We start from the raw sequence: 25,246 nt of genomic DNA, 5'->3' as shown, positions 1-25,246 counted from the left end.
CGCCGCCATGTTCGAGGAGTCGCGATGACGATCAGTGTCCCGGGGGACAGCACGCTCCTCGCACCGGACGGCGCTGCCGCGACCGGGGGTGAGGCGGCCGTGCTGCCACCACTGGTGCCGGAACCGGACGACGCCGGCGAACCGTTCCCGCTGACGCCCACGCAGCAGGCGCTGTGGGTGGGCCGCGCGGATGCCGTCGACCTGGGCGACATCGGGTGCTACGGGTACTTCGAGTGGGAGCGGCCCGAGCTGGACCTGGCCCGGTACCGCCGTGCCTGGGAGCGTTTGGTCGCCCACCATCCCGGACTGCGCACCGTGGTGCGCCCGGACGGCACCCAGCACGTGCTGGAGCGCCCCGGACCGGTGCCGATCACGGTCGAGGACCTGCGCGAGGACGCGGACGCGGTACGGCGGCTGGAGGAGAGCCGGGCCGAGCGCGGCCACCGCGCTCTCGACCCCGGGACCTGGCCGATGTTCGACCTGCGGGTGGTGCTGCTGTCCGGCCGGGTCCGGGTGCAGCTCGGCATCGACCTCCAGCTCATGGACGCGAGCAGCCTCTTCCTCAACCTCTTCTCCGACCTGGTCACGCTCTACGACGATCCGGACGCGGCACTGGCAACCCAGATGCTCGCCTTCCGGGACTTCGCCCGGTGGCTGGAGGAGGACGTACGCGGCGGAGCGCGCTGGCGGGCCGACTGGGCGTACTGGCAGGAGCGCCTCGACGGCCTTCCGCCCGCGCCCGACCTGCCTGCGGCGCGGTACGGCGCGCAGGGGCCGGGGCAGTTCGAACGGTGCACGGTCCGCTATCCCGCCGAGGAGTTCGCGCTGCTGCGCGAGCGTGCCCTCGCCCACGGCCTCACCGAGACGGAACTGCTCGTCGGCGCGTTCGCCGAGGTGCTCCGCGGGTGGAGCTCCGATCCCGCCTTCACCCTCAACGTGCCGGTCTTCCAGCGGTTCGACGTCCCCGGTATCGAGGACGTGATCGGCGACTACACCAACCCGATCCTGCTCGAAGCGCGGCCCGAGGGACGGACCGTGGCCGAACGGATCGTCGCCCTGGCCGCGCGGCTGCGCGCCGACACCCGGCACGCGAGCGTGAACGGCGTGGAGGTGCTGCGCGAGCTGGCCCGGCGCCGCGGTCTCGCCGCCGCGGCCATGCCGGTCGTGGTGACCAGCCTCCTCGGACTGCCGTCCGCCGCCCGGTCCATCACCGAGTTCGGTACCGAGGTGCACTCGATCACGCAGACCCCGCAAGTGTCGCTGGACTTCCAGATCCGGCCGGAGGACGGGGAGCTGCGGCTGGTGTGGGACCACCGGTCCGGGGCCTTCGCGCCCGGCGTCGTCGAGGGCGCGTTCGAGGCGTTCCTGGACCTGGTGGGGCGGATGCTCGCGGACGAGCCGGGCCACGGCGTCTGGGACGCCCCGTTCGCCGACATGCGGAGCAGGCGTGACCGGGCGGTCTGGAACGAGACCAACGACACCGCCGAACCGGTGCCCGCCGTGCTTCTCCAGGAGCGGTTCTTCGCCCAGGCGCGGAGCACCCCCGACGCGGAGGCGGTCGTGGCGTCCGGTCTGCGGCTGACCTACGACGAGCTGGCCCGTCACGCGTACCGCATCGGGAACACGCTGCGTGAGCGGGGCGTCCGACCCGGGGACCTGGTCGGCGTGGTGATGGAGAAGGGCTGGGAGCAGTACGCCGCGGTGTACGGCATCCTGGCCGCCGGCGGTGCCTACCTGCCGATCGACGCGGCGTCACCGCGGGGACGTGTCGCCCGGCTGCTGGAGTCGGCCGGTGCCGGCATCGTCCTCACCCAGTCCCGCCTGAGGGACGAGCTCGACCTGCCGGCCGGGACGACCGTGCTGCGGGCCGACACCGACTTCGAGACCGCCTCCACCGCTCCGCTCACCCCCGTCCAGGGGCCCGACGACCCGGCCTACGTCATCTACACCTCGGGATCCACCGGGGAACCCAAGGGCGTCGTGGTGGCGCACCGCGGGGTCGCGAACCTCGTACGGGACGTACGGCGACGGTTCGCGGTCACCCCGGCGGACCGGCTCCTCGCGCTCTCCGGCCTGCACTTCGACGCGTCGATCTACGACGTGTTCGGCCCGCTGGCCTGCGGGGCCACCGTCGTCGTCCCGCCGCCGTTCCGGCGCGCCGAACCGGACGTCTGGGCGGAACTCGTGCGGGACGAGCGGGTGACGTTCTGGAACTCGGTACCGGTGCTGCTGGAACTGCTGGTCGGCGAGGCCGAGTCGCGCGACGACAGGCCGCTGGCAACCCTCCGGCTCGCGGTGGTGTCGGGCGACTGGATTCCGCTCGACCTGCCTGGCCGGGCCCGCGCCCAGGCGCCGCGGCTGCGCGTCGTCGGATCGGGCGGCCCCACCGAAACCATCTGCTGGTCGCTCTTCCACCCGATCGACGCGGTGGACCCGCAGTGGACGAGCATCCCCTACGGAAAGCCGATCGCCAACCAGCGGTACTACATAGTGGACCGGGACCTGCGGCCGCGCCCGACGTGGGCACGCGGCGAGATGGCCGTGGCGAGCCCGCTGGGCCTGGCTCTCGGTTACCTGAACGACCCCGAGCGCACCGCGGCCAAGTTCGTCACGTTGCCGGGGACCGGTGAACGCGCTTATCTGACCGGTGACTTCGGACGCCTGCTGCCGGACGGCGGGATCGAGATCCTGGGCCGGGAGGACTTCCAGGTCAAGGTCGCCGGGCAACGGATCGAACTCGGCGAGATCGAGGCGCTGCTGCACCGCGCCGACGGTGTGCGGGCCGCGGTCGTGACGGCGCCGCGCAGCAGCGCCGACGTGGTTCGGCTGCAGGCCTTCGTCGTGCCGGAGACGGGCGCACGCCTGAGCGCGGACGCGCTGCGCGAGCACCTGTCCGCGGAACTGCCCGCCGCCATGGTGCCCGCCGCGATCAGGCTGCTGCCCGAACTGCCGCTCACGGCCAACGGAAAGGTGGACCGCCTGGCGCTCGCGCGGCTCGCGGCCACCCCGGAAGAGGCGGCCGAGCCCGAGGCAGGGACGGACGACGCGCCGCGAACGGACGTCGGGTTGCTGGCGGAGCTGGTCGCCGCCTGCGTGGCCGAGCTGCTCGGGCTCGACGAGGTCCCCACGAACGGCAACTTCTTCCGGCTGGGCGGCGATTCGCTCAGCGGCACCCGACTGGCCTCCCGCCTGCAGGACCTGCTCGGCGCCCCGGTGCCGATCCGCACCGTGTTCGCCAATCCAGTTCTCGGCGAGCTCGCGTCGGTGATCGCCGGCGATCCGGCCGCCGGCCCGCAGGCGATCCGGGTCGCCCGGCTGCTGCACACCCTGGAGGAGCCGGACGAGAAGCCGGACGAGAAGCCGGACGCAGAACCGGCCGGGGAGCCGGACGCGGGGAGCCGGACATGAGTCCGCGCGAGGAGCCGGCCACGGCACCGGTCCCGCGTCCGCTCGCCGAGCCGCCCACACGACCGGCCACCGGCACCGGGCGGCCTCCGAGCGCGCTCGCCGAGGACGACCCGGTGCTCGCGGACCTGCTCGCCCGCGAGGACGTCCGGCAGCACGACACCCTGGTGCTGGTCGCCTCCTCCAGCGTGGCGCCGCCCTCGGTCCTGGCCTGCGCGGGCTCATCGCTGGCCAACCTGACCATGGAGGGGTATCCGGGCCGCCGCTACCACGCGGGAGCCGAGATCGCGGACGAGGTCGAGCGCCTCGCCCTCGACCGGGCCCGGGCGCTCTTCCGGGCCCGGGCCGCGAACGTCCAGCCGCACTCGGGATCCTCCGCGAACCTCGCCGTCCTCACAGGGCTGCTGGAGCCCGGCGACACCATTCTCGGCCTCGGCCTGGACTGCGGTGGCCACTTGTCGCACGGCTCGGCCGCCTCGGTCACCGGACGCTACTTCCGCTCCGTCCACTACCGCACGGGCGCCGATGACCTGTTGGACTACGAACAGATCGCCGGACTGGCCGACGAGCACCGGCCGAAGGTCATCATCGCCGGCGCCAGCGCCTACCCCCGGCAGATCGACTTCGCCCGGTTCCGGGAGATCGCCGACACGGTGGGCGCGTACCTGATCGCGGACATCTCGCACATCGCGGGCCTGGTGGCCGCCGGACTGCACCCGAGCCCGGTCGACCACGCGCATCTGACCACCACGAGCACCTACAAGCAGCTCTACGGGCCGCGGGGTGGCCTGATCCTGCTCGGCAGGGACGCGGACGGGCCCGGACCGGACGGCCGGCTGCCGCTGCGCAAGCTGGCCGACCGCGCGGTGTTCCCGCTCGTCCAGGGCACGCCGGACCTCGGCAACGTGGCGGCCAAGGCGAGGGCCCTGCACGCGGCCGCCCGGCCCGCCTTCCGCGCGCTGATGGCGCGGGTACTGGACACCGCCACGGCCATCGCGGAGCAGCTCGACCGGCGCGGCCTGTGTGTGATCACGGGGGGCACCGACACCCATATGGTCCTCGCCGACCTCCGGCCCGAGCACGTCAGCGGCGCGGACGCCGAGGAGGCCCTGGAGGCCTGCGGAATCCTGGTCAACCGGAACCGGGTGCCCGGCGACGACACGCCGCCCCGGGTCACCGGCGGGATCAGGATCGGCACCAACACGCTGGCCGCACGCGGCGTCTCGCCCGAGACGGCCGCCCAGTGCGCCGAGCTCGTCGCGGACGTGGTCGAGGAACTGCGCACCGCCGGGGCCGTGCACCCGAGCACGACCGCCAAGATCCAGGCCGAGGTCCGCCGCATCTGCGCCGAGCACCCCGTCCCGGGGTACGGGAAACCCCGCATCCCCTGACAGGACGGGGCCTCCGCCGTCCCCCGAGCCTCACCGCGCGGACGCCGACGCCATGGCCGTGACCGACCACCAGGAGTCCCACGTTGAGCATCGCTGACGTCACCACCGCCGTACTGGGCGACATCGCCGTCATCCTGCTCGTCTCCACGCTGCTCAGCGGGCTGGCCAGACGCCTCGGCCAGCCCGCGGTCATCGGGCAGATCCTGACCGGGGTGGTGCTCGGCCCGACTCTGCTGGGCCGGCTCCCGGGGAATCCGACCGGCCGGCTGTTCCCGCCGGACGCCCTGCCGTATCTGTCCGTGCTCGCCCAGGTCGCCATCGTCACCTTCATGTTCGTGGTCGGCTACGAGCTCAACCTCCGGTCCCTGCGCGCGAGCGGCAGGACGACCCTGTCGGTGGCGGCCGTGGCCCTGCTCGTGCCGATGACCCTGGGCGTGGGCATGGTCGAGTTCCTGCCGTCCGTCTTCTCCGCGGTGGGAGAACACGCCGTCGGCTCCCGCTCCTTCGTGCTGTTCATGGCCGTCGCCGTGTCGATCACCGCTCTGCCGGTGCTGGCGGCGATCATCCGGGACACCGGGATCGCCGGGACGCGGGCCGGCGTCGTCGCGCTGTCCGCCGCCGGTCTCATGGACATCGGCGCGTGGACCGCGCTCGCCGCCGCGATGCCGGGCGAGTCGCACGGACTGTCGGTCCCGAAGACCGTCCTGCTGACCGTCGTCCTCGGGCTGGGCGGCGCCCTGGTGGTCCGTCCGCTGCTGAGCCGGTGGATGGACCGGCCCGGCGGCCTGTTCGCCTCCCAGCTGCCCGTGGCGATCATCCTGGCGACGAGCTGCGCCTGGGCCACCTCCCAACTGGGCCTGCACGCGGTCTTCGGCGGCTTCCTGGCCGGGCTGCTCATGCCGCGACACGACGGGGCACCCGACGCCGACGTGCTGCGGGCGATGGAAGGAGCCACCGACCTGCTGCTGCCGCTGTTCTTCGTGGTGACCGGGCTCTCCCTGAACCTCGGCACGCTCGACCGGAACAGTGCCCTCGTGCTCCTCCTGCTCCTGCTGATCTCGGTCGCCGGAAAGGTGGTGCCCGGCTATCTGGTGAGCCGGCTCAACCGGCTGGAGCGGCGCGAGTCGGCCACCGTCGCGGTCCTGCTGAACACCCGTGGGCTCACCGAGCTGATCGCGCTGAACGTCGGCCTGAGCGCCGGGATCATCCACGGTCGGCTGTTCACCGTCCTGGTGCTGGTGGCCCTGATCACGACGGCCACGACCAGCCCGCTGCTGGCGCTCCTCGCCCCGCCCCGCGACCCGGTGTCCGCCGCCGGTGAGACGGTCCCGTCCGGCCGCACGGAGACGTGAGAAGGGGCCGGCCCGTTGCCGCGGGCCGGCCCTTCCGTCTGCCGCTAAGCGCCCGCGCCGCGCAACTCGCGTGCCCGCGGGCAGACATTGACCGCGAGCCAGTCCAGCGTCGGGCGCAGCTCGCGCCAGGTCCCGGCCACCCACCCGGCGGCCGACGACCGGCCGGCGGTGGTCCGGTCGCAGCTCCGGCCGATGTCCAGTGTGCGGTGGCGCAGCAGCCGCACCCGCGGGTGGTCGGCCGATACCCCGCGCGGTCTGGTCTGCAGCGCGACCCCGCCCACGGTGTGGCCGAGCCCCTCCAGGCCATCGACGAGCGACTGCAGTTCCGCGCCCTTCTCCTCGGCCACCACCGCGCGGAGGGCGGCCATCTCCTGCGGGGCGCGTGAGTAGTACCGGCCGGTGGCGCGCAGGCCGTCGGCGTCGAGGTGGAGCCAGTAGCCCAGGCCCGGTTCGAGATCCACCAGGGCCCCCTGGTACGTCTTGTACGGCGACTTGTCGTTGGAGGCCCGGGTGTCCCGCTGGGGCCGCAGCATGCGGATCTCACCGAACTCCGGGGACAGCTCCGCGACCAGGTCCGCCATCGGCTCCCGTACCGCCTGCTCGTATCTGTCGCGGTTGCGGTGCCAGAAGGAGGTCGAGTTGTCCTCGGCGAGCTCCTTGTAGAAGTCGAACGCCTCGTCCGGAATCCCGGTGAAGGCCATGGGGTCATCCTGCTTTCGTGCCGGAGCCGACGGGTCCGCCCACGTCGCCGTGGTGGGCAACAGCCTTGCAGAGCGCGCCGATTGTAGTAGGGAAGAGAGGTCCGGCGGTCGGGTTCGGCCGACTCCGCCGTCCGCCGGGCCCTGTCTCACTTTCCGGCGGTACGGGATCGGACCGCGGCGAGGTAGCCGGGCACGCGGATCGTGCCGCCGTCGGACTCGGGGTCGACGGCGTACATCTGCGCGGGTCCCGTGGACAGCCGTCGCCACCGGGCCTGGGGGAAGTGACGGTCCAGGTCCGTCGGGCCGAAGCGGGTCGAGTGGCGCACCCCCGCGGCCTCGAGAGGCCTGACCAGGTGGGCGGCCCGGCCGCGGGCACCGCCCACATGGCCGAGATAGCCGAACGAGTCGGCGGCGTAGTCGGGTTCGACCATGAGAACACCTCCCTGGCCACCCGTGAGCACGGCCGTCGCGGCGGCCGTCGCGGCCCGTTCCTCGTCGCCCAGGATGTGCAGGACGGCGCGGATGAAGACGTTGGCGGGGCCGATCCGCTTGGCCAGTGCCTCGACCGCGTTCAGGTCGCCCGGGTCGAGGACGTCGAAGGACAGGTCGCCGTGCTCCGAACTCTCCGCGCGCGCACGGGCGATGGCGGTGGGCGACACGTCGACCCCGACCACGGTGCGGAACCGGGTGGCCAGCGCCCTGGCGTACCGGCCGTTGCCGCAGCCCAGGTCGATGACCGGCAGCTCCGAGTCCAGGTGCCGTGCCGTGGTGTCCAGGAGCCAGCGCATCTCCTCGGCGTCGTCGGCGTCCCACAGCACGTCCCCGCCGCGGCCGGTGGCGTCCACCGACGCCCAGTACCGCTCCCACGCCTCACCGGTGCGCTGCGTGCCGACGGCCGCCGAGGGACCCGCCGAGGCCACCGCGGGCCGGGTGATCCCGTAGCCGAGGTCGGCGGCGTCCCAGCCCTCGCGTGTGGTGAGCCGGCCCAGCAGGTCGAGGAAGGCGGTGAACATCTCGCCGATCAGTCCGTCGGGATAAACCGCCTGGATGTAGTCCCAGTTGAACCGCAGACCCCCGTCCTCGGTCTCGAAGACCTGGAAGTCCAGACTGACCTGGGGCGTCTGGGAGACGCCGTACACCGCGGAGCCGAACGTGGTCTCCCGCGGGTCCGGCGGGTAGCCGACCAGGCTGGTCATCACCACCGGCATCGCGGGGGTGAGCGCTCCTCGCAGGCGGGTCAGGGCGCGCAGGACCTGCATACCGGTGAAGTGGCGGTGTTCGAGATCGGCCCAGAGCCGCTGCTGCAGTGTCCGAGCGCGGTCCGCGAACGTCTCCCCGGCGCCGGTGGCCTCCAGGAGCAGCGTCGTGGTCGTGTGACCGATCACCTTGCCGATCTGCGGGTGCAGGGGCAGTCGGCTGAACAACGGGAAGTTGAGGCAGAACGAGGGTTCGGCGGACCAGGACCGCAGCACCTCGGCGTAGGCGGCGGCGAGCACGCCGGAGCCGGTCACGCCGTGCTCGCCGGCCAGGGCGCTGATCGCCGCCCAGTCCTCGGCGGCGAGGGTACCGCTGTGCCGTTCGATCCGTGTCGGCAACTCGGCCTGGTGCGATGGGCGTTCGGGCAGTCGGGGTGCGCCGGGAAGCGATTCGAGCCGGTCGAGCCAGTACCACTGGGAGCGCTGATAGACGTCGCTGTCCGGCAGGTTCGCCGCGAGACCGAGTACGTAGTCGCGGAACGTCAGCCGCAGGGGTTCGAGCCCCGCGCCCCGGCCCGCGTACAGCTCGCTCAGCTCGGGCACGATCACCTGGAAGTAGCTCCAGGCGTCGGCGACCAGGAAGTCGAGCACCAGGTGGATCCGGGTCCTGCCGCCGGGGAGCAGGGTCAGCCGCAGGTCGAACAGCGGCCATGTTGCCGCGTCGAGGATGGTGTGCGACAACACTTCTCGCAGGGCCAGCAGTTCCGGCTCGGGGTCCGCTGCGTTCCGCAGGTCGTGGTGCCGGATCACGAAGTCGGGCACCTTCGCCAGCACTTGCTGGGTGCCGTCGGCCAGTACGACGGTGCGCAGCGCGTCGTGGCGCTCGACCAGACTCTGCCAGGCCCGCTCGAACGCGCCGAGGTCGAGGTCGTCCGACTCCCATTCGAAGTATCCGTGGCAGCCGACGTTCCCGAGGTCGACCAGGCTGCCGCGGCCGATCCACATCGCCTGCTGTCCGTCGTTCAGCGGGAACGGCTCGCACCGCGCGGCAGGGTCCGGTTCGACCGGCGGCAGGTCGGCGAAGGCGGCCGAGCCCGTCAGACCCGCCTCCACGGCCGCGGACAGCTCGCCCGCGGTCGGGTTGGCGTACAGCTCCGTCATGGACAGTTCGGTGCCGAATCGGCCGCGCAGCTCGTCGATGAGCCGGAAAGCCAGCAGCGAGTGGCCGCCCAGATGGAAGAAGTTGTCGGTCATCGAGATCGTCCGGCCGTCGAAGATCTCGGCCCACAGGCCGGCCATGGCGGCCTCGGTCTCGCTGCGGGCGGGGACGAAGTCGTCGTCGCTCTGCCCCGCCGCGTCCGGGGCGGGCAGCGCGCGCAGGTCCGTCTTGCCGTTCGGCAGCCGGGGGATCTCCGGCAGCGTGGTCACCGTCGCCGGGACCATGTAGTACGGCAGCCGTTCACTGAGCCTGGCCTTGAGCGCGGCGCCGTCCAGTCCGGCGACGTCGGCCGCGGTGACGTAGGCGGCCAGTTGCCGGCCGCCCTGGCCGGTCTGGATGGTGGTGACCACTGCCTCGGCCACCTCCGGGCAGTTGACCAGGGCCGTCTCCACCTCACCGAGCTCGACCCGGAAGCCCCGGATCTTCACCTGGGCGTCGGCTCTGCCGAGGATCTCGATCGCACCGTCCGCGCGGTACCGGGCGAGGTCGCCGGTCTCGTACACGAGTCCGTCGCCGGTCACCGGGTCCGGGCGGAACAGCTTCCGGGTCAGCTCGGGCCGGTTGTGGTACCCGGCGGAGAGGCCGGCCCCGCCGATCAGCAGCCGGCCGGTCAGTCCCGGTGGCACCGGACGGTCCAGCGCGTCGAGCACATAGGCGCGAACATTGGCGATCGGCCGACCCGCGGGCACCGGATGTGCGGCCTTGACGTGCGGGGAGGTCGCCTGACTGGTCAGGTCGATTCCCGCGCCCAGGTCCAGGCAGGTCAGCGCGTTGGTGCTCTCGGTGGTGCCATAGGTCATGACGACGCGGAACGGGGTGTCCACGGGCGGCCAGCTGTGCACGCGCTCCGCGGTGGTGACCATGATGCGCAGCGCGGCGTCGGAGGGCCAGTCGAGGGCCCAGGCCGGTTCCGCGAGGGCGGCCACCAGCATGGTGTGGGTGATCTTCTCCGCGACCAGCCAGTCCCGCAGCTGCGCCGGGGACAGCGCGTGGCGCGCGGCGGGGACGCACACCGTGGCGCCGAGCGCGAGGTGCGGCATCCACTCCATGATCTGGACGCCGAACCCGGGCGCCGACAGCCAGGAGGCCCGGTCGCCGGGCCGCACCCCGTAGGCGCGGCCGGTCCAGTGCACCAGGTTCTCGATCGCGTGCAGGCGTTCCAGGACCGCCTTCGGCTCCCCGGTCGAGCCAGAGGTGTAGATGAGGTGGCTGAAGGGGTCCGCGGCCACCGGGGTGTCCGGGGGCCCGGCGGGCGCGGTCGCGGTGGCCGCGATGTCGAGGACGGGCGGACCCTGCGGAAGCCGGTCGCCGAGCCCGTCGCCCGTGAGGACCGCCGTGGCCGCGCTGTCTCGGAGCATGAACGCGATCCGCGCGTCCGGGTTGACCGGGTCGAGGGGGACGATCGCCGCGCCGGCCTTCAGGACGCCGAGGACGGCGAGCACGTAGTCGGCGCCGCGCGGGCAGAACAGCCCGACGTGGTCCCCGGGCTCGACCCCGGCCCGGCGCAGCTCACCGGCGATCTGGTCACCGCGCCGGTCCAGTTCGGCGAAGGAGACGACGCGCTCGCCCTGTTCGACCGCCGGAGCGTCCGGGCGGGTACGCACCTGCTGCGCGATCAGGTCGAGGTAGCCGGTCGACGGCCAGGGGACGGCGGTGCGGTTCCACTCCTCGGTGATGAGCTTCCGGTCCGTGTCGGTCAGCAGGTCCACCGTGGTCAGCGGCGTTTCCGGGGCGGCCGCCGCCTGCGCGCCGAGCAGCCGCAACTGTCCGGCCAGCCGTCGCAGCGTCGCGAACTCCCACAGCCTGGCGTCACCGGCCACGCCGACGGCGCCGTCCGCGATCTCCACAGCGAGGTCGCCGGCGCCGCGGTGTTCCCCCGGCCCGCCCGCGATCAGGGCCACCGGGGCGGCCGGCGGCCGGGACGGCTGGAACGCGGGCCCGTCGAGCGCCTTCGCCGTGGCGGAGACCACGTCACCGACCGGCGCTTCCTGGCCCACCGGGATGTCGTACCAGCCGTCCCGGCCGACCAGCCACACCCGGTCGTGTCCGCTCTGCCGGGCGAGGAGGGCGGCCCACACGCCCGACCACCACCGGTGGTCGCGGCCGAGGACGTCACCGGCCGGTGCGACGTGCCAGGGGCGATGCGGCTCGCGCGGCTCGTGGGGCTCGGCCGGCCGGTCCGCGAGCAGCGCCGGCAGCGGTTCTACGGCAGGAGTGGGCATCAGCGGTCGCCTTCCGGGCGTTCGGGGGTGGTGGGCAGGGCGTCCCAGGACCGGAACGACCGGTGCGCGTAGACGAGAGGCGTCCCGGGCACCACGCCGGCCTCGGTGACCGTGCCGAAGACCATCGTGTGGTCGCCGATCTCGACCGCGCGGCTCACCTCGCACTCGGTGTACGCGCAGACGTCCGCGGTGAGCAACGGCATTCCGGTCCCGGATGTGTGCCAGCCGACCAGCGCGAACCGGTCGGGGACGTCGGTGGAGAACACTCGGGCCGTACGTTCCGCCCCGCCGTGCAGCAGGTTCACCGCGAAGCGTCCCTGCCGCAGAGCGGCGCTCAGCGTCGAACTGGCGGTGCGCAGGCACACCGCCAGCGTCGGCGGTTCGAGACACACGCTGGTCAGCGAGGAACAGGTCATTCCGCGGGGGCCGTCGTCCGCCGGCGCGGTGACCACGGTGACTCCGGCCGGGAGCGAGCCCATGACCCGGCGGAACGTCTCCTCCGTCGCGACGAGCGGTGCCGGGGTGCGGGTCACACCTGCCGCCGCCGTGGCGTCTCCCCGGGGGCGTGCCGCGGCTGGTCCGTCTGGTGCAGAGAGCGCAAGTACTCGTAGGTGGAGGGCAGTTCGGACAGCAGTTGGCGCTGGCGGGTCTTCACGTCGGTGAAGGCCTGTTCGGCCGCGGCGACCGAGTCGGGCCGGTACGAGAGGATCGGCAGCGAGGAGCGCGGCCGGACGCCGAGCCCGGCGAAGACGGAGTAGTAGCTGCCGTTGGTCCAGAAGTTGCGGAACTCGGCCTCGAAATTGCCGTAGTAGGTGCCCTCGTCGGTCACCGGGGGATTGACCGGCACTCCTGAGCGGTACATCTCGATCTTCTCCTTGATCTGGTCGGCCAGGGTGAGTTCCTTGGTGGCCAGCCAGAACGGCGTGTCGGTACGCGGGGACAGCGAGAAGTGCGCCTGGAGGAAGTCCCGGGTGTCGTCGAACATGTCGACGATCTCGCGGTTGAACCGGTCCCGCAGCACCGGGTCGACGTTGCGCTCGGGGAAGTGCTTGACCAGCTGGTACAGCGAAGCGGTGATGAAGTAGATGCCCGTCGACTCCAGCGGCTCGACGAAGCACGAGGAGAGGCCGATGCTGACGCAGTTGCCCACCCACGCACGGCGGTTGCGGCCGACCCGGAACTTGATGTGGTTGAGCGGGACCTTCTCGGGGTCCAGGCCCCACAGCCCGCACAGGTCGCGGGCGGCCTCGTCCTTGTCCGCGAACTTGTCGCAGTACACGTAACCGGTCCCGAACCGGCCCGGCATCGGGATCTTCCACGTCCACCCGGCCGGCATCGCGATCGAGGAGGTGTAGGGCTCGATCCCGTTCGCCTCGTCGTCGTGCGGTACCTGGGTGGCGACCGCGCTGTTGTTCAGCAGGTGGTCGCTCATGTCGATGAAGGGCTCGCCGAGCGTCTTGTTGATCAGCAGACCGCGCAGGCCGCTGCAGTCGACGAAGAGGTCGCCTCCGATCACCTCGCCGGATTCCAGCGTGACCGACTCGATGTACCCGCGTGAGTCGGCCTGGGCGTCCGAGACGGTGCCTTCGATGTGCCGCACGCCCTGCTTGACGGTGGCGAAGTCACGGAGGAAGGCGGCCACGAGGGCGGCGTCGAAGTGCCAGGCGTAGTTCGTGCAGCGGGTGCCGTCGAGGAACCGGGGCGAGCGCTTCGCGTCCATCAGCGGCGGTTCGACGAAGCTCGCGTAGTCGAAGGGCTCACTGGTCGCGCCGGACAGTTGCTTGCGCGTCCAGTAGTGCGACAGCGGTACCCCGTCGGGGGAGGGGAGCAGACCGAACGGATGGTAGAAGTGGTCCGACCCGTTGGCGTCCTGCCTGCTGACCGGTTCACCCGGTCCGGGCGTGCGCCAGTTGGTGAACTTGACCGCCATCTTGAAACCGGCGTTGCACTGGCTCATCCACTCTTCTTCGGGCAGTCCGAGGTAGTCGAAGAAGACCCGCTGGAGGTTGGGCACCGTCGCCTCACCGACGCCGATGCGCGGGATGGCAGGTGCCTCGACGACGCTGATGGCCGCCTGGCCGGACAGCGCCTTCCCAAGGTAGGAAGCGGCCATCCAGCCGGCGGTGCCGCCGCCCAGGATAACGATGTTGCGGATGGGCTCCCCCATGGTGACCTCCGTCAGATGGTTGTCCTCGCGGCATCGTCGGCGTAGGCGATTACCCGTTGGTTACGCACGTCGGTGGAGCCGGAGCGGGAGCGCGCTGACTCCCCAGGTGAAGTTGGACGGCGTGAACGAGGGCGTGCCGAGCAGTTCCACCTGCCCGACGAGCTCGGCCAGCCGGCCGAACAGGGCGCCGAGTTCACAGCGCGCCATCCGCGCGCCCAGGCACAGGTGCCTGCCGTGGCCGAACGCCAGGTGCCGGTTGGGACTCCGGTCGACGAGGAACCGGTCCGGCTCGTCGAAGACCTCCTCGTCCCGGTTGGCGGACGCGTTCCACAGCGTGACCCGCTCTCCGGGCCGCAGCCGCTGCCCGGCCACCTCCGTCGGGCGCAGAACGGTGCGCATCGCGTGCACCCCCGGCGAGGTCCAGCGCAGCGCCTCCTCGACGGCCGCGGGGACTCCGGACGCGCCCAGAGCGCGCAGCCGCTCCCATTGCCCGGGGAACTTCGCGAAGGCGAGGAGTGCACCGGCGGCGACGTAGCGGGTGGTCTCGTTGGCGCCGGAGAGCACCCCGTTGCAGTTGAAGATGATCTCCTCGTCGGTCAGCGGGCGGCCGCCGTCGCTCTCCACCCTGCCGTGCGCCGCGACCCAGCTCACGAAGTCGTCGCCCGGCCGAGCCCTGCGCGTCGCGAGGAGATCGGCGAAGTACAGGAAGATCTCAGTGTTGGCCTGCTTGCCCGACGCGTCGTCGAACGCCTCGGTGGTGACCGCGCCGACCCAGTCCCAGTCCGCCCGGGGCAGGTCCATCAAGGCGCACACCACGTGATTCGGCAGCCGCTTGGCCACCTCGATGAAGTCCAGTGGCCGGTCGAGGATGTCGTCGGTCACCAGTTCGTCCACCACCTGCCGTACGAGCCTTTCGACGCGTGGCATCCGGGCAGGCCCGAACCACTCCATCAGCGTCCGCTTGACGGCGGTGTGCTGCGGCGGATCGGAGACGATCAGCATGCGCTGGGCGACCGCCGCCACGGCGGCCACGTCGCTGCCTATCCGCATGCCGAAGCGGGAACCGAAATGGGTGGAGTCCGCGTACACGTCGGTGATGTCACGGTGCTTCGTGAGCACCCAGAACGGCGCGCCACCGCCCTCGTGCCGGTACACCGGTGCATGCGCGCGCAGCCAGGCCAGGGTGTCCCAGAAATCGTCGCGCGCGAAGGGGCCGGGATCGAGCAGGTCGATCACCGGCGATGCCTGAGAGGTCACGAGGGCTCCTCCTCGGCGAGATCGGTCAGGACTTCGGACAGCTGTCCGAGCAGCGCGAGCGGGTCCTCACGGCTGATCCGGTGTCCGCCGTCGAAGTCGTGGCGGCGCAGCGGTCGGATGGTCACTTCGCGCCAGTCATCGAGCTGCGCGGGGGTGACCTTCTCGTCGTGGACGGCGCCCCACGCGTACACGGGACAGCGCAGCGGCTCCGCGTCCGGCGGGATCCGGAAGGTCGTCGACAGCACCGCGTCGCGCCGCAGCACCTCGGCGGTGATCTCCCGCATCTCGGCGAGGAGCTCAGACGGCAGGGAGGAGCCTTCGACGCTCGCGGACGCCAGTTGTTCGACGTCGTCATCGTCCAGTCCGCCCTGCCGCGTCCAGTGGACCGGCGCCCGGCAGACGCAGACCACGAGTGCGGCCGGGCTGACGGCCCGGGCCACCTCGTACGCGAGCAGTCCGCCGAAACTGTCCCCGAAGACGACCAGCGGCCTGCCGAGGAGTCCGATGTCCGTCAGTTCCGCGACCACGGTCTCGACCACCTCGGCGATGTCGGACGGCGCCGGATCGCCCCACCGGTCCTCCCGGCCGGGCAGCTGCACGGCACACACGGTGGCTCGGGAGCCGAGCCGGAGCTGCCAGTTCTGGAACTGGAGGGCGCCGGCCCCGGCCTGCGGCAGGCAGAGCACCACGGGCCGGGTCGTCGGCACGTCATTCGTCCAGGTGCGCAGATAGGTCATGACGCCGCCGCGGATTCTTCCAGCCGGGTGCGGACGAGATCCGCGCAGCTCCGGATGGTGGGGTTGCCCAGCAGATCGCGCATCGACAGGGACACGCCGGTCTCCCGGCGCAGCGTGGTGATCATCTCGGCGGCCAGCAGGGAGTGCCCGCCCGAGGCGAAGAAGTTGGCGTCCGCGTCGGTCACCGACTGCTCGAGGACCGAGTTCCAGACCTTCATCACGGTGCCGAGCAGGGTGTCCGTGATCTGCGGCGGGTGCGGCCCGGCGCCGTCCGCGGCCGCGTGCGCCGTGGCGAGCGCGGGCCGGTCGGTCTTGCCGTTCGGGGTCAGCGGCAGTTTCTCCAGCCGCCGGATGCCGCTCGGCACCTGGTGCGCGGGGAGTGCCGCGGCGAGCCGGTCCCGCAGCGCGCCGTCCCCCGGATAACCCTCGGCGGTCACCACCGTGAGACCGATGGTCCGGTCGCCCGGAAGCAGGTAGGCGACGGCCTGTGCCACGCCGGGGCCGATGGCCCGGCGCTCGATCTCGGTGAGTTCCACGCGGAATCCGCGCACCTTGACCTGGGCGTCGTTCCGGCCGCAGAACTCCAGCAGGCCGTCGCTCCGGCGCCGGACGAGGTCCCCGGTGCCGTAGACGCGCCCGAGTTCGGGGTCGGTCACGAAGTGCCGTGCCGTCAGCTCGGGTTCGTTGCGGTAGCCGAGGGCGACCCCGGGGCCGCCGATGTACAGCTCGCCCTGTGTACCGTCGGGCACCGGCCGGCCCTCGGGGCCGAGCACATGGACGGTGTAGCCGGGGATCGCCGTGCCGATCGTGTCCAGGTCGTCGCCCCGGGCGCTGTCCGCCCAGGTGGCGGCGATGGTGGCCTCGGTCGGACCGTAGACGTTGAGTATGCGGCGACCGGTCCCGTGCCGCCTCGTCAGGTCCGGGGGGCAGGGTTCGCCGGCCACCACGATCGCCTCGGCGCTGTCCACACCGGCCTCGCAGGCGGCGAGCAACGACGGGGTCAGGCACACCACCCGGGGGGCGAGGGCGGCGATCGCGCCGGCGGGCCCGTCGGCCGCCGACCGCGCGAGGTCCACGATGCCGAGGGCGTTGCCGAACACCAAGTACAGCAGGGTGCACCACAGCCAGCCGTCGAACGCGGGCGACACCGCGTTGATGCCGTTGCCCCCACGCGGCATCCCGAGGGTCTCGATCGCGTCGAGGAACGCCTCCAGGTTCGCGAACGAGACATCGACTCCCTTCGGCCGACCGCTGCTGCCGGAGGTGTGGATCACGTAGGCGACATCATCGGGGCGGACCGGCCCGGCATCCGCCGCGAGGGCGTCGACGGCCGCACCGGGCTCCTCGAACAGGTCGGAGGTCGTCAGCACGGGAATGCCATGTCCGAGTACCGCGGAAGTCAGTTCGGCCGCGATGATCCACTCGGCACCGGAGTTGACGACGATCTCGCTGATGTGAGCCGCTGGATGGCGCTCGTCGAGGAGCACCGCGGTCGCCCCGAGCGCCCATACGGACATGAGAGCGGTGACCGCGTGCCGGTCCCGTCCGGTGGTGAGCGCCACCGCGGTGCCGCGCTCGATCCCGTGCACCCGCAGCACTCGCGTCGCCGTGGCGACGGACGCGGCGAGTTCGGTCCAACTGAGGGCGGCGTCGGACGTCAGGACTGCGGGCTCGCCGGGGCGCTCAGCGGCATGCCGGTCCAGGTGCCCGAGCAGACGGGCGACGACGGCCGGCGGGGTCGTGGTCGGAGAAGCCGCAGTCATGCGCTGGCCCTTCCTTCCACCGGCCACGCATCACGGGGGCCCTGCGTGAACGGCCGACCGAGGCCGTTCAGGGCCTGCTGGAGAGCCTGCCGGGTCTGAACGGACGGTTCGACGCCGATGAGGCGACGCAGCCGGCGCTCGCACAACTGATACCAGCGCAGCGCCTGCTCCGGCTGGCCGAGCAGGCCCGCGACGCCGATCAGGGCCTGGTAGGTGGGCTCGTGGAGGGCGTCTATCTGCAGCGTGCGCTGACCGAGCGCGACGACCGCCTCGGCGTCGCCGCGCTTCATCGCGTTCTCGCGCAGGACATCGAGGGCGCCCAGTGCCAGCGACCGGTAGTACTCCCGCGTCTCGGCGATCCAGTCCTCGTCCTGACCGGCGAGAAAGTCACCCTGGTAGAGGGCTAACGCCCGTGTCAGGCTCCGCGTGGCCTGATCGGGGCGGCCGTGGGAGCGGTGCTGCATTCCCTCGTGGACACATTCCCGGAACTCCTCGATGTCGCACCAGGTGTCAGCGGCGTCCAGCAGATAGCCGCCGTCCCGGTGCAGCAGCAGGATGGGCGATCCGGAGCCCTCCGGTTGCTTGCCGGCGCCGAGCGTGCTGCGCGCTCCACAGCACGCGACCTTCAGCGAACTGGAGGAGGCGCGCCACTCGGCCTCCGGCCAGAGAGCATCCCGCAGCTGGTCACGGGTCATCACCCGGTTCCGGTGCAGCATCAGGTACTGGAAGAGACTGCGTGACTTGCCGGCCCTCCACCGCGCGACCGGTACCCCGCCCACCGAGGTGGTGAACCGCCCGAAGAAGCACACCGACAGGTATGCGGGCGGGGCGTCAGGCACATCCGCAAGCGTCGGCGTGACGATCATCCCTCTCACTCCTTTCGCGGCGCTCGGAGTTCGCCATGGTTGGCCGCGAGCGCACGTTGGGCTCTTGTGGGCGACACCCTTCGACGGCGTGATGCGGGCCATCGCCATGCTGTCGGCAGTTGCGGAGGAACTTGTGGTTCTTCGTACGCCGATGACGTGTTCCACGTGGGTGCGACCGAGGAGCGGGCCCGCCATGGGCATCGTTCGATGAGGGGCCTCACCGGGGGTGATGCAGTCACGTGCGTGGACAGCGAGTCGGACATGGTCGAGCGGGTACTCCAGTACTCAACCCCTCCTCCTGTCACCCCGTCCAGACGATTTGGCGAAATAGTGATCGCAAGTACTTATCGCGGACGGCGTGGCAGATTATGGCTGTCGCTCGGCAGGAGAGGGCAGGTAGCGGAGTGGTCTCCTCCGGTGCGGCCGGAGGCGAGGCCCAATATCCCCCGAGCCGTTTGCCCGAGTCTTCTTCCACCCCACATCCAACGTCGCTCTCGGCGTCGTGGACTCCCTGTCCCGCCATCCTCTCCCGCTTCTGCTGCGAGCCGGCCCGGTGCACTCTGAACGCCGACGATCCTCTCGGGTTCGGCCCCGGCCTGCTGGACGGGTACGAGACAGCCCGCACAGCGCCCTCGCCGACCATCAACTTGCCGCGACAGCCCGCCCCAGGGTGGGGACCGGGTGGGCGTACGGGATCACCTCGACATGAGTGCTGGCGAGCAGCACCTGCTCGGGCACCAGGCCGTGACGGCGAAGCGCCTGGTCGCAGGAGCGGACCAGAGCATGGCGGTCGCGGCCCTGGCCGAGGGAAAGGGAGGTCTCGGTCATCCAGGTGCTGTAGGTCCCCGTGTCGGCGCCGGGGATGTTGCCGGGCGCGTACTTGCTGAAGTTCGTGGCCCGGTAGAAGGGGATGTCGGGCTGCGGGAAGTACAGCCAGGACCGGCTGCCGGTGGCCGGTGTCCGGTATCCCAGGCCGACCATGGCCACGGCGGTGTGGCGCAGGCTCCGGGCGGCCGTCCGGAGGGAGGCCGGGCAGGTGGCGGTCATGGGGGCGAGCTGGTCCAGTGGGCCGGGGGCCACCATGTGGTCGAAGCCGACCTTCTCGCCCCCGGCGAGGATGACGGTGCGGCGAGCTGGCGCCAGATCTCGCCGGTGCCGCCGGACGAGATCAGTTGACCTGGCCGACAGGACGCACGATGAGCTGGTTGATGTCCACGCCTCCGGGTTGATTGATGGCGAAGAGGATCGTCTCGGCGACCTGTTCGGCGGTCAGTGCCGGTGCTGCCTCGGGACGGCCGCCACGTTCGTCCCAGAACGCCGTGTCCACCACCCCCGGGGCAATGAGGGTGACGCCGACGCGGTCTTTGGCCACCAAGAGCCGGACGTTCTCGACCAGGGCGTGCGCGGCCCACTTAGTGACGGAGTACAGGTTGCCGGGCGTGTTCCTGGTCCCCGCGACCGAACCGACGATCACGATCCGGCCCTTGGACTCCCTGAGGTGCGGCAGTGCCTCACGCACGAGCAGAGCCGGGCCGAGGACGTTGGTGAGAACCATGGCACGCATCGCCTGAGGGTCGTGGTCCTCCAGGGTGCCGGGCAGGGAGAACCCGGCGTTGGCGATCACCGTGTCCAACCGACCCCAGACGCCCGCGACATGACTCACAGCGGAGGCGACATGGTTCTCGTCACTGGCATCGCCGCTAATGGTCAATAGCCGCTCCCCCGCTCCGGCTGAGGCAGCGAATGCGGCCAGCCGATCGGCATTGCGGCCGGTAATAGCCACGAAGTGACCTTGCTTGAGCAAGGCGCGGGCAGCGGCCGCACCGATTCCGCTCGAACCACCTGTGACCAACGTGACGGGTTCCATGGGACGGCCTCCTCATTGATGGCGGCATCGACGACGTGTCAGGGCTCGAGGTGTTGATCGGCCGACCGACGCGTGGTCCGTGAACCACGCCAAGTTGCCGCCGAGTCCCAGGACGCTGTGGCAGACGAAGAGGCGGCTGTGCGGTCGGTCGGAGGGCACCTCAGTCATGCCATCGACGATCAACTGCTGCAAGTTGACCCCGATGTTACTACTGTTACTACGCCACCGGGGTCTTGTGACCTGTGGTCTTGACAGGCTGTGTGGTGCCGGTCACGGGCACTCCCGGGCTTCAACAAGGAAGACTTCCACCCCAACTGGGAGGAAAAAACGCTTACTTGTCCGGTTGGGATAGACCCTGCGCATCCAGCCGTGCAGCGACAGCACCGGAACACCGGTGCCGCGCTCGACGAAGTTCAAGGTCGCGGACGCGGAAGCTGTCATGCGTGTCCCTCGTCGATCGCGACAGCGATGACCCGAGTGTGGTCGCAGCGGTCGCCTGCAGTGCCAGACATCGGAGAGGCTGTTGTCGAGCTCTGGCGGTGTTCCCGCCAAGCCTGGGCGAACACCTCTGGTCGGTCGGCCAGTCGGCTGTGCATCAGCCTCGGTAGGAGACTCCCGACCGTCCGAAATCGGCGACGGACGGCGCGCCCATCAAGGCCATGACTTCCTCGAACTCGTCAATGAGCAGTCGTAGGACGCCCGCGACCCCCTCGGCACCGGAATGCGACAGCCCCCACAGAACCGGACGTCCGATCATGACCGCGTCCGCGCCCATGCACAGGGCCTTGGCCACGTCTGCGCCGTGCCGGATCCCCCCGTCAAGGATGACCTGGCATTCTCCTCCCGCAGCGTCCACCACCTCGGTGAGGCACTCCGGAGCGCTCTTGGCGAAATCGAGCTGTCGGCCGCCGTGATTGGAGACGACCAGCCCCGAAACGCCGTTCTTGACTGCCAACTCGGCGTCCTCGCCGGTCAGCACACCCTTCAGCACCACCGGCAGAGACGTCACTCCACGCAGCCAGGCAAGGTCCTCCCAGGTGATCGAGGCGTCGAACTGCTCCCTCGAGTGCCGTGCGACAGCCGATTGCCCGTTCAGGCTCCGGTGGGAAGCGGCCATGACCTCCGGAGAGATGTTGACCGCTCGCACATCAGGCGGTACCACGAACTCGTTATGGGCATCGCGCGGGCGGAACGCGACTCTGGGTGCGTCGACGGTCAGCACCAACGCCCGATAGCCGGCGGACTCGGCCCGGCGGATCAGATCCGTCATCGCCCCGCGGTCCTTGAGCCAGTAGAGCTGGAGCCACAAGGGGCCGCTGGCCGCGGCGGCGATGTCCTCAAGAGTCCGACTGGCGAACATACTCACCGTGAACAGCACGCCCGCGGCGCCCGAGGCGCGCGCCGTTGCCACCTCGCCCTCAGGGTGGGCGAGCCGATGGTAGGCCATTGGGGCGATACCCAAGGGAGCCGCCAACTCGGTACCCAGTAGGGCGGTTGAGGAGTCGCAGCGAGAGACGTCGACGAGGCAGCGCGGCCGCAACTGAAACCGGTCCAAGGCTTCCCGGCCCGCCGTCAGCATCGACTCGGTGCCGCTGCCGCCTGCGAGGAAGTCCCAGACCGGTTTCGGCAGCCGCTCCTTGGCCGCAGCCTCGTAAGCGTCCAGATTCGGCACCTCGTATTCTCCATTCTCCGTCCGGTGAGCGGGTCGCTGGCGCGCATGTGCCGTTGGGCCTGGTACCACAGCCGGACTTCCGTGGTTCCGCAGGTCGGATAACGCCGCCAGAAACCCGCATAGCTGACGCTCCATCAGTTTTTGGAAACCCCCGCACCCCGTCCACCTGGCTCGATGCCGATGCGTCAGCCGGAGTCGCGCACGCCGTCAGCCACTGTTGAGGCGAAGTCCGGCTGTAGTACTAGCCGGCTGTGCCGGTTGTCTGCGCGGTGATGAAGTCGGCCAACCTCGCGACGCCCTCGGTGATCTCTTGCGGGCTCTGTGAGCTGCACGACAAACGCAACTGATGAGTGCCGCCGCCGTCCAGATGGAAGTCGCACATCGGGGTCCACAGCACACCGAAGCACCGCGCGGAGAGCTCGAGAGCCCGGTGGTCGGCGACGAAAGGGACGTCGACGACGACGAAGAAGCCGCCGTCGGGACGATTCCAGTGGACTCCGACCTCGGCCCGGCGCGCCGCGGGGAAGTGCCGCTCCAATTCGTCGAGCAGCGTGTCCATGTTGGTGCGGTAGTGGGCGACAGCGTGCGAGTTCGCCGTGCGGAGCCGACAGTCGCTTTCGACCAGCAGCCCGCCGATGACGGCCTGGCTGACGGCCGAGGTGTTCACCGTGGTCATGCTCTTGATCTTCGACAGCTCGTCCGTGATCATCGTGCGCCGGCCGGATGGGCCTATGACCTCCTGGTCGGCGATGATGTAGCCCACACGGGCTCCAGGAAGCGCAGTCTTGGCGAAGGAGCCCAGGAAAATCACACGGCGGCTGTGGTCGAGGGCCTTCAGTGTCGGGCGGGCTGATCCGGATCGGACGAAGAACCCGTACGGGTCGTCCTCCAGGACAAGGAAGTCTTCGTCAGCGGCCAACTCGAGCAGACGCTTCCGCGCCGCCGTACTCATGCTCGCTCCCGAAGGGTTACCGAAATCCGGGACCACATAGAAGGCCCGGGGGCGTTCGCCTGCCTGCCTGCTGGCGTGGACAGCCGCGAGCAAGGCTTCCGGATCGGGTCCGGCGGGGCCTTCAGGCACGGGGCGCACTCGGATGCCCAAGAGCTCGGCCACACCGGTAACGCCCACATAGCAAGGTGAACTGACCAGCAGAGTGTCTTCGGGCCTGGCGAAGAGCGCTCTCAGGGTGAGGAGCAACGCCTCCTGACAACCCGTCGTCACCACGATCGCTTCCGGCGGGACCTGGATTCCCTCGTCGTTGGCGACCGTCCTGGCAATCAGTTCTCGGATGATGCCGCTGGTACGGCCGTACTGGAACAACTGGGTCCGCACCTGATCACGTGACCAGCCGAGTTCCTTCTCGAGGTACGTGGTGTAGGTCTGTAGATGGCGTGCGAGGTCCTCGGGTTCGAAGCCGCCCTCGGTCGGCCGGCCTGGAGCGAAGGAAATCGCGTCCGGGAAACGGCCGACGACCTCATTGAGGAAGGTCATCGCGTCGAGGACCGGGGCACTGAGCGAGCCGTGCAGGTCGGCGAGCAACAGGGCCTGATCTGGTGGTGCTCCCACTTGAGTCATCGCTCACACCCTTCCTGGTACGGTCGCATAAGTCCGGCTCGGGCTGACTCCGTCCGTGCTGCACACGGGGATCCGAGCCCTTCCCTGCACGCCGCGGAGCAGGACCGACGCGAGCCGATCCCTTGAGGCGCTGCCTTGTTCCGGCTTCGGGGCGGTGCCCAGTGTGCGCAAGGTTTCGACCATCAGCGCCACGTCGTGGGAGAACTCCGCAAGGACGTCGGCGACGGCGGCGGCATTCGTGCCCAGAATGTCGGTCCACAGTTCGACGGAGCCTCCTGCGAGGCGGGTCACGTCACGGAGTCCCTGTCCCGCGAGCCCGAGCTGGGACTGCCTTCCATGCAGCAGACGCACCGCGAGCAGGCTCGACACCAGATGCGGGGTGTGGGAGACCAGCGCGACCGCCTGGTCGTGCTCCGCTTGGGTCATCACGACCGGCCTGGCCCCGCACAGCTCAGCCAGGTTCCGCGCGCGTTCGACCGTCTGCGCCCGGGTCTGCGGGGCCGGAGTGAGTACCCAGGGACGACCTTGGAAGAGGTCAGCGCGCGCGGCCAGCGGACCCGACTGCTCCCGGCCACCCATGGGATGCCCTCCGACGAAGCGGGTCAGGTCACAGCCGGTCCGGGCCGCCTCCTGCTGGACCTGCTCCTTGACGCTGGCCGCATCCGTGAAGTCATGTGCAAGCGCCCGTCGCTGGTGTTCTCCGAGGGCCGCCGCAACGTACTGCGGTGGTACCGCGATGACCGCCAGGTCGACCGGTTCACGCGGACTGCCCGCGATGCCGGCCCCGAGTTCGGCGGCCGTGCGCGCCGCCTCCGGGTCGGTGTCGATCAGGTAGGTGGTCACGCCCCGGCCACGCAGGGCCAGGGCGATCGAGGTGCCGATCAATCCGGTACCGACCACCGCGGCACTACGCATCAGTGGTCGCTCCACAGCAGCGGGAGGTACTCGGGGTCGCTGTAGTCGGGAGTGCCCTCGGCCGTGCGGCGCACCAGCATGTCGTGGTTGTAGCTGACCCGGGTGCCGTCCGAGCGGAGGAACTCGCGGTAGCGGTTCTCGCCGTCCTGCAGGTGGAAGGAGATCGCGCGGCGCGGACGGTCGCTGACGTTGGCACCGCTGCCGTGGTAGGTGCGGCAGTGGTGGAAGTTGACGTGCCCCTTGGGGATCGTGACCGGGATCTTGATGACCTCAACGCCGTTGAACGCCGCGTTCTCCTCCAGCATCTGGTCCAGCTCGGAGCGGTCCCGCTCGGCGAAGTGCAGCGAGGTGGCGTCGTTGTCGGCGGTCTCCTTCCACAGGTGGCTGCCGTCGACCATGGTGATGGTGCCCATCTCCTCGCCGCAGTCGTGGAAGGGGATGAACGCAGTCAGCATGCGCTCGGAGGTCGAGGTGGACCAGTAGTGGCGGTCGAAGTGCCAGGGCACGATGTTCGACTGCTCCTGCGCCGCCGGGGGCTTGTAGATGAGCGTCGACTGGAACACCCGGATCTGCTCGGCCTGGGCGAGGCGCGCGGCGACCGCGCCCAGCAGCGGCTTGCTCAGGATCCGGCCGATGGTGTTGTCCTCGTAGTGGATGTAGTCGTTGTGCCGCTGGACGTCACCCTTCTCCGGCTCCCAGTAGGCCAGCTTGGGCGGGCGGGCCGGCAGGGTGCGGTCGCGGTGGCCGGCGTAGAAGCGCTCGCTGGCGGCCTCCAGCTGCTCGATCTCCTCGTCGGTGAACAGCTTCTTTGACAGGTACCAGCCGTGCTCCGCGTAGAAGGCGACGTCCTCGTCGGTCGGCAGCAGCGCGCGCTCCTCGTCAGTGAGGGCGAAGGTCTGGATGGCCTCGGCGGTCATGTTCTTCCTTACAGGTCGGTAGT

General features: G+C 70.6%; 18 protein-coding genes and 1 pseudogene. 3 read left to right on the top strand and 16 right to left on the bottom strand.

The features are described 5' to 3' along the window. The first annotated feature begins 24 nt into the window (after positions 1-24). The 3 genes from ABZT93_RS17555 (at position 25) to ABZT93_RS17545 (ending at position 6,148) form a co-directional block, all read left to right on the top strand. Complete coding sequence (locus tag ABZT93_RS17555; protein WP_356105203.1) at positions 25-3,408, top strand: amino acid adenylation domain-containing protein; 3,384 nt, start codon at positions 25-27, stop codon at positions 3,406-3,408. Further along, complete coding sequence (locus tag ABZT93_RS17550; RefSeq protein ID WP_356105200.1) at positions 3,405-4,796, top strand: serine hydroxymethyltransferase; 1,392 nt, start codon at positions 3,405-3,407, stop codon at positions 4,794-4,796. The genes ABZT93_RS17555 and ABZT93_RS17550 overlap by 4 nt, the downstream gene beginning before the upstream one ends. A gap of 83 nt (positions 4,797-4,879) precedes the next feature. After that, on the top strand, positions 4,880-6,148 hold the full coding sequence (locus tag ABZT93_RS17545; protein WP_356105197.1) for a cation:proton antiporter: 1,269 nt from the start codon (positions 4,880-4,882) through the stop codon (positions 6,146-6,148). Positions 6,149-6,192: 44 nt separating this feature from the next. On the opposite strand, the gene ABZT93_RS17540 is transcribed toward ABZT93_RS17545, so the two are convergent. From ABZT93_RS17540 to ABZT93_RS17465, 16 genes and pseudogenes are all read right to left on the bottom strand, one after another. Next, positions 6,193-6,849: a DUF2461 domain-containing protein gene (locus ABZT93_RS17540; protein ID WP_356105194.1), complete on the bottom strand. Its 657-nt coding sequence runs from the start codon at positions 6,847-6,849 to the stop codon at positions 6,193-6,195. A gap of 146 nt (positions 6,850-6,995) precedes the next feature. After that, positions 6,996-11,486, bottom strand: a complete 4,491-nt coding sequence (locus ABZT93_RS17535; protein WP_356105191.1) for an amino acid adenylation domain-containing protein — start codon at positions 11,484-11,486, stop codon at positions 6,996-6,998. Then, positions 11,486-12,019 carry a flavin reductase family protein gene (locus tag ABZT93_RS17530; RefSeq protein ID WP_356105188.1) on the bottom strand — a complete coding sequence of 178 codons (534 nt, stop codon included), beginning with the start codon at positions 12,017-12,019 and terminating at the stop codon, positions 11,486-11,488. The genes ABZT93_RS17535 and ABZT93_RS17530 overlap by 1 nt, the downstream gene beginning before the upstream one ends. Beyond that, positions 12,016-13,653 (bottom strand): tryptophan halogenase family protein, encoded by a 1,638-nt coding sequence (locus ABZT93_RS17525; RefSeq protein ID WP_356105185.1) that lies wholly within the window; start codon positions 13,651-13,653, stop codon positions 12,016-12,018. Before ABZT93_RS17525 ends, ABZT93_RS17530 begins: the two co-directional genes overlap by 4 nt. A gap of 60 nt (positions 13,654-13,713) precedes the next feature. Continuing rightward, the gene (locus ABZT93_RS17520; RefSeq protein WP_356105182.1) at positions 13,714-14,910 is read right to left on the bottom strand and encodes a cytochrome P450; all 1,197 of its coding nucleotides are present in this window, start codon (positions 14,908-14,910) and stop codon (positions 13,714-13,716) included. Next, entirely contained in the window at positions 14,907-15,647 is a 741-nt protein-coding gene (locus ABZT93_RS17515; protein ID WP_356105179.1) for an alpha/beta fold hydrolase, read from the bottom strand. Before ABZT93_RS17515 ends, ABZT93_RS17520 begins: the two co-directional genes overlap by 4 nt. Next, a complete protein-coding gene (locus ABZT93_RS17510; protein ID WP_356105176.1) occupies positions 15,644-17,410 on the bottom strand; it encodes a non-ribosomal peptide synthetase in 1,767 nt (588 codons plus the stop codon). The genes ABZT93_RS17515 and ABZT93_RS17510 overlap by 4 nt, the downstream gene beginning before the upstream one ends. Continuing rightward, positions 17,407-18,276 (bottom strand): BTAD domain-containing putative transcriptional regulator, encoded by an 870-nt coding sequence (locus ABZT93_RS17505; RefSeq protein ID WP_356105173.1) that lies wholly within the window; start codon positions 18,274-18,276, stop codon positions 17,407-17,409. The genes ABZT93_RS17510 and ABZT93_RS17505 overlap by 4 nt, the downstream gene beginning before the upstream one ends. Positions 18,277-18,355: 79 nt before the next feature. Beyond that, positions 18,356-18,441 (bottom strand): annotated as a pseudogene (locus ABZT93_RS17500) (IS5/IS1182 family transposase); the annotation flags it as partial. 477 nt (positions 18,442-18,918) lie between these two features. Next, positions 18,919-19,359: a hypothetical protein gene (locus ABZT93_RS17495; protein ID WP_356105170.1), complete on the bottom strand. Its 441-nt coding sequence runs from the start codon at positions 19,357-19,359 to the stop codon at positions 18,919-18,921. A gap of 85 nt (positions 19,360-19,444) precedes the next feature. Then, the gene (locus ABZT93_RS17490; RefSeq protein WP_356105167.1) at positions 19,445-20,143 is read right to left on the bottom strand and encodes an SDR family NAD(P)-dependent oxidoreductase; all 699 of its coding nucleotides are present in this window, start codon (positions 20,141-20,143) and stop codon (positions 19,445-19,447) included. A gap of 270 nt (positions 20,144-20,413) precedes the next feature. Beyond that, the gene (locus ABZT93_RS17485; RefSeq protein WP_356105165.1) at positions 20,414-20,584 is read right to left on the bottom strand and encodes a hypothetical protein; all 171 of its coding nucleotides are present in this window, start codon (positions 20,582-20,584) and stop codon (positions 20,414-20,416) included. A gap of 154 nt (positions 20,585-20,738) precedes the next feature. After that, positions 20,739-21,815, bottom strand: coding sequence for an alpha-hydroxy acid oxidase (locus ABZT93_RS17480; RefSeq protein ID WP_356105162.1), 1,077 nt, complete (start codon positions 21,813-21,815; stop codon positions 20,739-20,741). 241 nt (positions 21,816-22,056) lie between these two features. Next, positions 22,057-23,391 (bottom strand): PLP-dependent aminotransferase family protein, encoded by a 1,335-nt coding sequence (locus tag ABZT93_RS17475; RefSeq protein WP_356105159.1) that lies wholly within the window; start codon positions 23,389-23,391, stop codon positions 22,057-22,059. A gap of 3 nt (positions 23,392-23,394) precedes the next feature. Next, on the bottom strand, positions 23,395-24,306 hold the full coding sequence (locus ABZT93_RS17470; protein ID WP_356105156.1) for a prephenate dehydrogenase: 912 nt from the start codon (positions 24,304-24,306) through the stop codon (positions 23,395-23,397). After that, the gene (locus ABZT93_RS17465) at positions 24,306-25,223 is read right to left on the bottom strand and encodes a phytanoyl-CoA dioxygenase family protein (RefSeq protein ID WP_356105154.1); all 918 of its coding nucleotides are present in this window, start codon (positions 25,221-25,223) and stop codon (positions 24,306-24,308) included. Before ABZT93_RS17465 ends, ABZT93_RS17470 begins: the two co-directional genes overlap by 1 nt. Positions 25,224-25,246 lie beyond the last annotated feature (23 nt).

Origin of the sequence: Streptomyces sp. NPDC005303 (assembly GCF_040607335.1) — a bacterium.
Taxonomy (GTDB): domain Bacteria; phylum Actinomycetota; class Actinomycetes; order Streptomycetales; family Streptomycetaceae; genus Streptomyces.
The sequence above is the reverse complement of the archived record's forward strand: the minus strand, read 5'-3'. Positions and strand labels throughout refer to the sequence as shown.

Coding starts and splice junctions, on each gene's coding strand:
- ABZT93_RS17555 (WP_356105203.1), top strand. CDS start 25: ATGACGATCAGTGTCCCGGGGGACAGCACGCTCCTCGCACCGGACGGC.
- ABZT93_RS17550 (WP_356105200.1), top strand. CDS start 3,405: ATGAGTCCGCGCGAGGAGCCGGCCACGGCACCGGTCCCGCGTCCGCTC.
- ABZT93_RS17540 (WP_356105194.1), bottom strand. CDS start 6,849: ATGGCCTTCACCGGGATTCCGGACGAGGCGTTCGACTTCTACAAGGAG.
- ABZT93_RS17535 (WP_356105191.1), bottom strand. CDS start 11,486: ATGCCCACTCCTGCCGTAGAACCGCTGCCGGCGCTGCTCGCGGACCGG.
- ABZT93_RS17525 (WP_356105185.1), bottom strand. CDS start 13,653: ATGGGGGAGCCCATCCGCAACATCGTTATCCTGGGCGGCGGCACCGCC.
- ABZT93_RS17515 (WP_356105179.1), bottom strand. CDS start 15,647: ATGACCTATCTGCGCACCTGGACGAATGACGTGCCGACGACCCGGCCC.
- ABZT93_RS17510 (WP_356105176.1), bottom strand. CDS start 17,410: ATGACTGCGGCTTCTCCGACCACGACCCCGCCGGCCGTCGTCGCCCGT.
- ABZT93_RS17505 (WP_356105173.1), bottom strand. CDS start 18,276: ATGATCGTCACGCCGACGCTTGCGGATGTGCCTGACGCCCCGCCCGCA.
- ABZT93_RS17495 (WP_356105170.1), bottom strand. CDS start 19,359: ATGGTGGCCCCCGGCCCACTGGACCAGCTCGCCCCCATGACCGCCACC.
- ABZT93_RS17490 (WP_356105167.1), bottom strand. CDS start 20,143: ATGGAACCCGTCACGTTGGTCACAGGTGGTTCGAGCGGAATCGGTGCG.
- ABZT93_RS17485 (WP_356105165.1), bottom strand. CDS start 20,584: ATGACAGCTTCCGCGTCCGCGACCTTGAACTTCGTCGAGCGCGGCACC.
- ABZT93_RS17475 (WP_356105159.1), bottom strand. CDS start 23,391: ATGACTCAAGTGGGAGCACCACCAGATCAGGCCCTGTTGCTCGCCGAC.
- ABZT93_RS17470 (WP_356105156.1), bottom strand. CDS start 24,306: ATGCGTAGTGCCGCGGTGGTCGGTACCGGATTGATCGGCACCTCGATC.
- ABZT93_RS17465 (WP_356105154.1), bottom strand. CDS start 25,223: ATGACCGCCGAGGCCATCCAGACCTTCGCCCTCACTGACGAGGAGCGC.